Origin of the sequence: Pseudomonas sp. NBRC 111131, from assembly GCF_001320525.1 — a bacterium.
Taxonomy (GTDB): domain Bacteria; phylum Pseudomonadota; class Gammaproteobacteria; order Pseudomonadales; family Pseudomonadaceae; genus Aquipseudomonas; species Aquipseudomonas ceruminis.
Genome location: NZ_BCBH01000025.1, coordinates 24420 through 35606, shown reverse-complemented (window position 1 = coordinate 35606; position 11187 = coordinate 24420). Strand labels below are relative to the sequence as shown.

Annotated in this window: 7 protein-coding genes; all 7 read right to left on the bottom strand. The window is 57.5% G+C overall.

Features of this window, described 5'->3' with window-relative positions; all coding sequences use genetic code 11:
• Positions 1-17: 17 nt before the first annotated feature.
• The 7 genes from APH34_RS20380 to tssC all read right to left on the bottom strand — a co-directional run bounded on the left by APH34_RS20380 (position 18) and on the right by tssC (position 11163).
• Positions 18-2525 carry a type VI secretion system Vgr family protein gene (locus APH34_RS20380; RefSeq protein ID WP_054902686.1) on the bottom strand — a complete coding sequence of 836 codons (2508 nt, stop codon included), beginning with the start codon at positions 2523-2525 and terminating at the stop codon, positions 18-20.
• Positions 2526-2527: 2 nt separating this feature from the next.
• A complete protein-coding gene (gene tssH, locus APH34_RS20375; RefSeq protein ID WP_054902685.1) occupies positions 2528-5182 on the bottom strand; it encodes a type VI secretion system ATPase TssH in 2655 nt (884 codons plus the stop codon).
• Positions 5183-5330: 148 nt separating this feature from the next.
• Positions 5331-5822: an Hcp family type VI secretion system effector gene (locus APH34_RS20370; RefSeq protein ID WP_054902684.1), complete on the bottom strand. Its 492-nt coding sequence runs from the start codon at positions 5820-5822 to the stop codon at positions 5331-5333.
• A 13-nt stretch (positions 5823-5835) separates the two neighbouring features.
• Positions 5836-7515: an OmpA family protein gene (locus APH34_RS20365; RefSeq protein WP_232964099.1), complete on the bottom strand. Its 1680-nt coding sequence runs from the start codon at positions 7513-7515 to the stop codon at positions 5836-5838.
• 56 nt (positions 7516-7571) lie between these two features.
• Positions 7572-8252: a type VI secretion system protein TssL, short form gene (tssL, locus tag APH34_RS20360; protein ID WP_054902683.1), complete on the bottom strand. Its 681-nt coding sequence runs from the start codon at positions 8250-8252 to the stop codon at positions 7572-7574.
• Positions 8249-9604 carry a type VI secretion system baseplate subunit TssK gene (gene tssK, locus APH34_RS20355; RefSeq protein WP_054902682.1) on the bottom strand — a complete coding sequence of 452 codons (1356 nt, stop codon included), beginning with the start codon at positions 9602-9604 and terminating at the stop codon, positions 8249-8251. The genes tssL and tssK overlap by 4 nt, the downstream gene beginning before the upstream one ends.
• Before the next feature lie 20 nt (positions 9605-9624).
• Positions 9625-11163: a type VI secretion system contractile sheath large subunit gene (gene tssC / locus APH34_RS20350; protein WP_054902681.1), complete on the bottom strand. Its 1539-nt coding sequence runs from the start codon at positions 11161-11163 to the stop codon at positions 9625-9627.
• Between the last annotated feature and the right edge of the window lie 24 nt (positions 11164-11187).

Sequence of the window (11187 nt, the reverse complement as noted above, 5' to 3'; positions counted from 1 at the left end):
TTCCTATCACTCCGAAGTTACTCAAAGAATAACTTTATGCTTTGAAGATCAATTCCATAGTGGGATTGTGTATAACCATTCCCATCTGTCATACCTCTGAGCACGCTGCCATCGGCAGCTTCAATTCGATACCGTACGTAAGGTTTTGGCTGGTCACTGACTTTATCTCTAACTTGAAAGCCACCTTGCATGGGATTGATGTAAACAGGATCTTCCAGAATCATCGGCGCCAGGGCCTTCTCCAATGAGGCAGTGCCTCCCCAAGCGATATTGTCATTCTTGATATGCAGTTCACCCGGGGCACCGATCTCAACAGATCCGTCTTTTATCTTGATATAGGCACCTCTGCTAACCAGAGTGATGCCGTGTTGGGCATTGAGAACGATCTCGCCATTACTACTATTCAAAGCAAGTTCCTTGTCTGCTTGTAACGTCATCGCATCGCTTTGTGCCTGAATGTCCACAGGGCCACGAGCCGCAATTAACCTGAGCCCTAACTTTTGGGCGAACAGACTGATTGCCTCACCTGCGGCCACGCTAAAACGTTTGAATAGGCTGAAGTCAGCACTATCACCAGCCGTAGCTGTAATAGAGTTTTCTGCCGATAGTTGGATGTTTGCAGGTGTAACCATAGCTATCCCGGCAGGTGCCGAGGCAAGGAGTCCCGAATCTTTGAGCCGCGCCAATGCCTCCCGCAGGCTCTGTTGGGCCTGATTATCAGCTGGTAACGCTCCCGACACAGCTGCGCTTTGCGCCAGTGCGTTCACCAATGCCAGAGCGTTATTGAGCTGAGCCAACGCTGCTCCCATCTCTAGCATTGTCCCTTGGGCTTGAGGCTGAGCATCAGCACTGATGAAGATGCCACTGCCGCCACGGATCGCGGCATGCCCATCGGTGCGCAGTTCCGCGCCCTCCCCGCGAGGCCGGCGATCGGCATCGACCAGATGCCCCAGATTGAGCTGGCTCTTACCACTGTGTTCAGTACTGAGCTTGACGTGCTCCTGCCCCCGCGTATCGTCCATGCGCAACTTGTTGTTCGCGGGTGTGCGCAACACGTTGCGTTTGTAGTTGCGCAGCGTGACATGGTCGGGGTGCTGGCTATCGTGCAGGGCATGTGCGATGTAGGGCCGGTCCGGGTCGCCTTGCTCGAACGCCACCGCCACTTCGGTGCCGCAGATCAACGGCAGGTGCAGGCCATGGGTGTCCCCCGCATAAGGTCGCGCCAGCCTTAGCCAAACACTCTCCTCGCCCGCTCTCCAACTGTCCCGATCGAACAGGAAGCTCACTCGGTAGCGACCCTCCAGGTCGATATGGCCATAAGGATCGTTCTGCTGGGTACTGGTGACCCGCGCCGGCACCGTGCCCGCGATCTGTGGCTTGTTCGGCAGTGGGGGTCGAAAGCATATCGACTCTGAGTAGGGAATCGCCTCGAAGGTGACTTCCAGACTACGGTCCCGTGCAGCCTCGACGGTCAGATGCGTTATGACGACCCCAGGCTCAAAGACCTGCGGTGCCCCATCAGTGATTGTGACCACTTGCCCTGGGGCGAGTGTCACGCTGCTGCTGATGCCACTGCAGCGGGTTTGCCCGTTGAGGAAGCGTTCATGGTTCAAGCGCGCGTAGAAGTAGCCACTTTCACTCTCCAATTCCTCATCCTGGGCAATTGCGTCACCCAGCGCGGTGAAGGGTTCGCCGTAGTGGTAGCCCTCGCCGTACGTAGCGGTCGCACCCCGGCTATGATCCACGCCCCCCTCCAGGGAAGCCGCAGCATCGCGGTGGTGATAAGCACGAACATTGATGTGCTGCTCCACCACCTCATGGCTGACCTGCAGCGCCCAAACGCCATCCTGCCCGCTGCTGGTCAGGCCCGACAACGGCCGATAGGGCAGGCTGACATCGAACTGATAATGGCGTTGGTGATCGTGAAACTCGACAACATCAATCGACAGCTTGTCGTTGTGCGTGAAGCAGTACCACATGCCAACCTCTGCCAACAAACGGCTGATGAAGGCAAGGTCACTTTCACCGTACTGCATGACCTGTTCACGCTTGGGGTACTCGCGAACCAGGTCGAACAAAAAGTGCTGACCTTCGAACTGGTGGCGGCTACGCAAGATGCTTTCGACGATTTCCGGAACCGACTGATGTTGGTAAATCCGGTACTGTTTGCCACGGCTGAGCAGCGCCAGTCGTGCCTGCAGGGTCACCTCATAACGGGCTTCATCCTTGGAGCTGGAGATGCGCTTGAACCCTGTGATCACGCCATGCAACGTGCGTGACGCTGCGGCGGGGATCGGATTGGGCTGCGTCTGCCCTGACGAACCCATCTGAAAACTGGCATCCTTCCCGAGGACCTTGGCAGCATCGATGTCCTGCGTGGGGGAGGTAAACGCCACCGTATACTTGAACGGTTGGCTCAGCCATTCCTCGCCTTTGAAGGACAGTACATCGAGCTCAACCGCATCCAGTTCAGCGATTTCGAGCGTGTAGTGATTATGGGTGAAACTAAATACTGGCTTCGCCATGATCAAGCCCTCTCGGCAGCCTGCAACGCTGCATCGTTTTCATCCGAGAAGCTCAAACTGATGCCGGCGTCTTCGCAGTACCCTAGCGTTACCGTTTGAGTTGGCTGCCCCAGGGCTTGGCGCTGCAGCAGCTGTTGGCTCAAAATCGGTAGGATCTGCTGGTTCAGCAAGCTGTCGATATTGCGAGCGCCGGTATCAGGCAGCAGGCAGGCGGCGACCAAGGCTTCGTAGAGCGAGTGGTCCATCTCGCACTGCAAGCCGTAATGACGCTGCAAACGCCTGGCAACCTGATCGAGTTTGAACGCGACAATCCGTTTGAGCGCACGCGCATCCAGTGGGCGGAAGATCAATGTCTGGAAGCGCGCCAGCAGTGCCGGCTGGAAGTGCGCGCGCAGCACGGGCCGCAACAGGTCATGCAGTGCGGCGTCTTCGATATCTGGCTGTCGCTCCACCCAACCTTGCAGCAGATCACTGCCCAGGTTGGAGGTCATCAGGATGACGGTATTGCGAAAATCGATCTCCCGTCCTTCACCATCACGCATAAAGCCGCGATCGAACACCTGGTAGAACAGATTGAGCACATCACGGTGGGCCTTCTCGACTTCGTCCAGCAACACGACGCTGTAGGGGCGCTGGCGAACGGCCTCGGTGAGCACACCACCTTGGCCGTAGCCAACATAACCAGGCGGTGACCCTTTCAGTTGGCTGACGGTGTGCGCCTCTTGGTACTCGGACATGTTGAGGGTGATGAGCGACTTTTCTCCGCCGAACAGGCTACTGGCCAGAGCATGCGCCGTTTCCGTCTTGCCGATGCCACTGGTGCCGACCAGCAGGAAAACGCCCATCGGCGCGTTGTCGCTCGTCAACCCTGTTCGCGCGGCACGTAGGCGTTGAGCGAGTGCAAGCAGGGCCGAGGCCTGACCAACAACGCGTTCGGCCAGCTGATCTTCCAGGTTCAACAAGTTGGCTTGTTCGTCCTTGAGCAAGCTGCCAAGGGGCACCCCCGTCCAATCGGCGATCACTTCAGCCACACTGCGGGCGCAAACATCCAGCGATAGGAGCGGCCGACTCCCCTGTACGTAGCTCAGTTCTTTTTGTAACTGCGCGCAGCCCGCTGTATCGACCTGTTCGGCCTTACGGACATTGAGCAACTGCTTCGTAAGTTCAAGTTCTTGTTGGTACTGCAGCTCCAGCGCGGCCTGCTGGCTCTCCAGTTGAACCAACTGGGCGTTGATCTTCGCAAGGCGGGGTTCAATCACCGTGCCGGTAAGTTGTGCATCCCGCGCCAACGCAGTTCGCTCTGCAGTCAGGGCCGTCTTTTGCGACTTCAGCTGGACCAGCGCCTGCGGCTCACAATCGAGGCTCATGCGAACGCGTGCGCACGCGGTGTCTATCAGGTCAACCGCTTTGTCCGGCAGGCGGCGCCCCGTCAGAAAACGCCGAGACAAACTAACCGCCGCCTGCACGGCTACGTCTTGAACGTGCACACCGTGATAGGTGGCGTATCGCGCTTTTAGCCCACGCAGCATCAAGCAAGCATTGGCATCATCCGGCTCGTCCACCTTGATCAGCTGGAAGCGCCGCTCCAGCGCAGCATCGCGCTCGAAGTACTGCTTGTATTCGCTCCAGGTCGTGGCAGCGATGGTACGCAACTCGCCACGGGCCAAGGCAGGTTTCAGCAGGTTTGCAGCATCAGCGCCCCCAGCCTGGTTGCCAGCACCGATCAGGGTATGCGCTTCATCGATAAATAGCAGGATGGGTGTTTTCGATTGCTGGACGGCATCGATCACGTTCTTGAGCCGCTGCTCGAACTCACCTTTGACCCCGGCTCCAGCCTGAAGCAGCCCCAGGTCCAGCGTACGGATGCTCACCGGTTTCAGGCTATCTGGGACTTCGCCGCTGGCAATGCGCAAAGCAAGCCCCTCAACCAGGGCGGTTTTTCCGACACCAGGATCACCTACCAGGATGGGGTTGTTCTTGCGGCGACGGCTCAGTACGTCAATCACCTGACGGATTTCATCGTCACGTCCGAAGACCGGATCGATCTGCCCCGCTGCCGCCTTGGCGGTTACATCATGGCTGAACTGATCGAGTATCGCTGGCTGTGCCACATCACTATCTGCGGCGCTTGTTGGCTTGGCCCTGCGTCCTGTCGAGGGGTTGAACAACACGGTCTGCACCGACTGCCTTTCTTCCGAATCCGACTCAAGCAGGGCCTCCACCTGTTGCAGTTGTGTTGAACCTATACCCAATAGAGGCCAAGCGGCTGAGCATTTGAGTAAGTCGGGTGTCCCAACCAAGGCCGACAACAAATGCACGGAGCGCAATTGCTCACAGTCGCGATCCATCGATGCCAGAAGCCAGGCGCTGCTGATCAGTTGCTGTACTTCGGGACTTAGTTGGGGCTTGCTGAGTACGCTGCGCGGCAGGGTATCAAAGTACTCAAGCCATCCTTGCCACATGGCATCCACATCCCACCCGTAGCGACGGGCAATGACCACCAGATCGCCATCGCCTTGCTCAAACAACTTCAACAACCAGTGTTCAATACTGATATGACTGTGCCCGCGTGCCTGACACAACGACGCTGCCGCCGTCAGTGCCTGGGTGCAATAAGCGTTGAGACGGCGGAGCAAGCGGGTAGGATCATGTGCCATACAGGGCATCCTTGTCGTCAATGACCAACGTAACGTCGTGAGTGGACGTATTTGAAACCGAGGTGTACTTGGCTGAGCGCCCGCGCGCGGACGCTCAACCCAATACACTGGAGGCCATCAGCAAATGCTGACCGACGGCCGAGCTTTATCAGGCGGTGGTCCGTTCATTCCAAGAGTCAGCATGGATGATGTTTCCATCCTTGTAGGTCCAGGTAATTTTTTCGTAGCGAAGTTCGACCAACTCCAGATGGTTATGCTTTTCTTTTGCCGGGTCTTTTACGTCGTGCATCTTGGGTGCAACTTTCACGACCTTGACGTTCTCCAGCGTGGTGTTGAAGTACTCAACTTCCTGGCCAGCGTCATTGATTTTGTACCATTTGAACTCTGCTTCTTTGAGCGTCTGTCCGGTTGTCACGGCCTTGTACAGATAAGGGGAGGATGCATCGATTTCTTTTGTAAAAACAAACGGCGTATGAATGCGCGTGCCGGTCAACTTTCCAGTATTGTTATCGGTGGGAATATAAAGATCATGATCTTGACCGACCACTTCAATACTGCCCTCGCGGTCTTTGACATCGACCGATCCTTTGATATCGGCACCGCCATCGTCTTTCAGCCACAGGTAAACAGGAATAGCCATTTAGAAAGTCCTCTCAAATGTTGGAGGTCGCGGAATGCGACAGGGGTTGCAGCCCAGAGGCCGCAGTCGAGGACAGGCAGGCCCCCGCCTCCGGTACCAGGCGAATCTCAACTCGGCGATTGGCCGACCGTCCTTGTTCCGTGTCGTTGCTTGCAACTGGCTGGCTGGCTCCCAGACCTTGCACCGCGAAGCAGTTGCTGGGGATGTCACCCATGTGTTGAATCCAGTCGTGTACTGCAGCCGCACGTGCTCGTGACAAACGCAGGTTTTGTTCGTCGCTGCCCGTCGCGTCCGTATGCCCCGTGATCACAATCAGCCAACCTGGCTGGGCCTTGATGCCCGCCAATGCAGTGACCAGGGTCTTGGTTGAATCCGGTTTCAGCTGCGCACTGCCACTGCTGAAAAGCGAGAGGCTGTCCAAGCGAACCATTCGAGGCCTGTCGGGCGAAGCCTGAGGCATCGTCGGGATACGGTGGCCGTTGATGACCGCCAGCAATGACGGGCGTAGCTTTTCGCCCTGGTACAAGCCAAGGCCCAGCGACCAGGGCGCACCTTGGCGGTAATAGGTGTCCAGGCGTTGCGCATCTTGGTGAAGCACAGCCAGCGCGGCCTCTCGCTGGAGCCCCTTGTCAGGCTTAGCGCTCATCGAAGCAGTGGCATAGCGCCGTAAGTCTTCGGTGACCTGGCGTACCAGCAACGTGTTCTGCCATGCAGAACTGACCAAAGCGACGGAGGCTGCCAACACAAACAGCCAGACCCCCACCAGCGCCGTTTTGTGTTGCCTCCTTTTTCGAGCACCGCGAGGCAGCAAATGGAGCAGAGCATCAGGGAACGGCAATGCCGCATTGGCATCATCCGTCGCACCTTGGTCAAAGCTCAGCCCGGTCCGCTGCTGCAGCCAGCGGTGCCATAGGTTGTTGTCATGGCGCTTGCCGGAGTTGGGTGCCCATGCAACAGCAACGGTGGTGGCTGCGATCTCCTGACGAGAAGTCCGCACGCGCATTTGCGACATACACACGTCGTTCAACCAGCCAGCAGCAGCGTTCAATTGCACCGTGTCTCGTAGTCGAGCAGCCCGCAGATCAGGATCCGCGCTCCACCCCTGCCATTGCGCCAGGCTCATGCACACACCTGACTCATGCACTTGCACGCTCGATTTGGCCGCTGCCCAGGTAAACCAGGCCGAAGCCTGCGAAGTGCTCTGGAAATAGCCCACCACCAGCAGCGACAGTGGGCGACCACGTTCGCGCAACCTCACTACCTGGCGGTACACGCTGCGCAGCTCATTCGCCAACACTGCAACATCTGCATGGAGGGTAGGATCCACCACCCACATGACACTCAGCTGTTCATTCCATTCAGGCCTTTGCAGCAGCAAACTGGCAACCGTCGTGCGCAGCTTCTGCGCGTCGGGCCCCCGGACATAGCAACCCTCCCCGGTTACCCGCAACGCCCATTGCTCAGCGGGTAAAGGACCAAACAGCTCAGCCAGACAATCGCCTACCACCAGGACAACCGGATGCCGGTAGGACCCAGCAGGTAGGCTAGTGCCCTTGCACCACTGCAGTTCATGCCCCTCGCCGCCGGCAATACGCCTGCTTCGGCGCCACGCTGCCCATACTGCGCCCGTGACACCCACGGCGGTCGTGAGCTGCCACTCAACAGCAAGCGGGAGCATGGCAATGAGCAGCAAGGACAATGTTCCGGCCCATAGCCAGAGCCCCTGCTCCTGTCTCAGTTGCACCCCGCTCACCCCTGCACCGGCAGGAGCGAGGCCACTGCCTCACCCAGCGTATGGTCAAGCCCCCACCAGAGGCCTATCAGCAGGCCAGATGCGGCTACCACGTGGACCAGAGGAGACTGCAGCCAACCCCACATCGGGAGGTATGAAGCACGCCCTATCTGGGTGACCAGGGACTGACTTGAGTCAAGGGGCGGTACATGCGCATCGATTGCAGCGAACAGTTGCTGTCGCTCTGGGTGATTCACATCGCGGTAGCGCCCCCGAAAACCCAGCATCAGCACCCGCTGAAAGACCGTGAAGACATAAGGGTGTGCAGAGGCCTCCCGCAGCACGGTACGCATGTCTTCATAAAGCGATTCCCCCGCCTGATGACTGCTGAAAAACTTGGCCTGCAGGGTCTCCATTGCCCAGTCCTCATGGGCCTTACCTTCAGCGCACGCAAGCACTGTTTCATCCAGCAAGGCACATTGGGCATGGCTGATAAGCTCGATGCTATGGCGATCCAGGCCATCCTCCTGAAGGGAGGCCCGAACATGCTCGACATCCGCCACGCAACGCGGCCAAAGTTCCGGGCTACTATGTGCCCCGGTGCCGTGACGCAACTCGACGACTAGCAAGTAGGTATCCTGTAGCAGGGCGTCGATATCCGCCTTGGCTGCGCCGGGTATCTGCTGAACGAGACTCATGAGCGCAGCACCGCGAACAACTCAAGTGTGGCGTCCTGAAACACGCTCGGCACATAGAGCGCGCATACGCCGTCCGCCAACATGGCACGCCCTTTCTCATGCTCCAGGTCCAGTGCGAAGTACTGGTTCTCCAAACGCAAAGGTATCGCCGCAGGCACATGGCTGAGGGGTTTCAAGGGAACGCCATCGAGTGCTGCATTGACGAGATAGTCCACATCATCAGGCGAGCCGATCTTGCACAACCGTGGGAATTGGCTTTGCACTTGCACAGCGGGCAGCCGACAGCGCACCGACAGGTAAAAGTCAGCCCCGCCGGGCTCGAGCAAACGGGGATCGTTCAGGGCCACCTGCCATCGGTTGGCGCTGCGCGCTTGGAGTACCAACGCCAGCACCCGTGACGGCAGGCTCGCCTCCAGCAATGTGGAGAGCGTACGCATCAAGGGAGGGAAAACAGTCTCAAGGTGCGCATGCTGATAGGCAGGAAGATCCTCGACGCTCTGGTCCAACGAAAACGTCAACAGCGCCCCAGCACATTTCACCAACTGCTGGTACACCAGCTCCGGATGGCGAGCAGGGAGTGCTTTAAGGTCAGCCAACACCGGCTGATAGGTATTCAGCGCATTGAGCAGCCAGAATAACGTCACATCTGCGACAGCGAAATCTGCCATGCGCTGGTTGCTCTCCCGGCGCATCCCCATCAGCCGCTCACGCTTGGCGGACAGCTGGGTCAGCAAATTATCCAGTTGAAGCAACAATCCAGCATGCGCATCAAACTTCAGCAACGGGGGAATGTAGACCGGATCAATCTCCCAACCACCCCGCCCATCCCGTATCAGGCGCGCTACTGGGCAGGTGAGGTAGTCGGCATTGTCATCATCCTCCAGACGCAAGCTCAGGGCATGTTCGAGCACGCTGATGGACTGCACTTCATCGGTGTAGAGATCTTGAACATCCCGCCACACCTGACGGTATCTGACGGGGCGCTCAACTCTGCCACCCTCGAACAGGCAATTGTTGCCATTGGCCTGCTCCAGCGGCAAAGCGAGCACCACCGTTGCCGCTTGACGGGCGTCAGGCAACGCCCGGGACAGCTCCAGGGCACTGGGAAGCCGATCCAGCCGATCCGTGTCAATCAGTGTTCCATCGGGCATGCACACCTGCAGCCGAGTGGCTAGGAGTTTGCCCAGCTGCAGGGCATCCGCATCAAATGCGACTGCCCTGATACCCCATGGATGAACCCATGCCAATGAAGCAACAGCATGGTTGGTCCACGATTCAAAGCGGGCCTGCTGCTGAAACTGCTGCGCAGACAACACCACACCGGACGCCCACAGAGGCCGATCGATCACGATGAGAAGCTCCTGGGTTGTCGTTAGGATTTAGCTTTCGGCATCTGAGAAACCAACGACAGGTTGATGTCCATCCCCTCAACCTGGAAATGCGGCACAGCAAACAACTTGACCCTGAAGAAGCCTGGGTTGTCATCGATATCTTCGACAACCACCTTCGCCTCTCTCAGCGGATGAGACGCCTGCAAGTCATCACCGGGGTCCGTCATTTCAGTAACCAGGCCGCTAATCCACCTGTTCAATTCCAGTTCCAACAGGCGACGGTCCTTGGTGGTACCAATGTTTTCACGCTGAATGAGCTTCAAATAGTGCGCGATGCGAGAAAGCAGGAATACATAAGGCAGCCGAGAATTGATGCGACTGTTGGCGGTGGCCTCAGGCGTATCATAGATAGCTGGTTTATGAGCTGAGTTCGCCGAAAAGAAGCACGCATAGTCACGATTCTTGTAATACGACAACGGAATCAAACCAAGATTGGCAAACTCAAACTCGCGGGTTTCCGGAATCATAATTTCCGAAGGAATCTTGACCTGACTGCCCGTACCCATGTCATAGAGATGGATGGGCAGATTAGTTACAGCACCACCTGATTGCGGCCCTCGGATTTGTACGCACCAACCATTGGCGATAAAGCTTTTGACCATATTGGCTGCAAACGCGAACGTCGAGCTTACCCAGAGGTACTTGCTGTGGTCCGGCCCCTTGACCCGCTCTTCATAGTTAAACAGCCGAACCGGATTCGTACCAGGCCCATAAGGCAGGCGCCCCAAAGTACAGGGCAATGTACCGCCGACATAGCGGGCATCATCGCTTTCGGCGAAAGCGTGCCATTTAATATACTCAGCACGGTCCATGTAGTTGCCGATATCCTTGATCGCGGCGACCTCCTCCATGGTTTGCTTGCCAAAGAACGCAGGGCCCATCGAGCACAAGAATGGCATATGGGCGGAGGCCGCAACTTTCGAGATATTCCGCAACAGTGCAATGTCCTGCGCCCCACGGCCAAACTCGTAGTTTGAGACGGCTGCCGCGATAGGTTCACCACCTGGCGTATCGTATTCTTGAGTATACGTATGCAGGTACATGCCGCTTTGAGAAATCTCCGGCGCATCTTCAAAGTCCTGGGCCAGATGCGCTTTACTGATATCCAACAACTCGATGCGGACGTTCTGTCGGAAGTCCGTCTGGTCGATCAACGACTTCGCCCCACGCCAGATCGACTCTACCCGCTGAAAGTCAGGATGGTGCATCACTTCGTCCAGCTGACTGCTGATCTGGGCATCAATCGAGGCGATGTGCTCATCCAGCAGGGCCCTGTCCAGCCGCTCCACTTTCGGGGAGACTTGCTTGAGCCGCTCAAGAAAAACACTTACAGACGCGGTCACACGCTCATTGGGTGTTGCCTCAGACAGAACGTCCACACTCTGGTAGGCGTCGATACCGCCCATCTGCTCAAGGGGTTCGAGGTTTATTTTTTCAAACAAGGCGTGGTAGACATTCTGGCTGTCTTCCACCCGCACAATGGCACCACGCGATTGCGCAGAGGATTGCTCTTCGGACATGTGTTCGCTTCCCGTGAGTCGAAA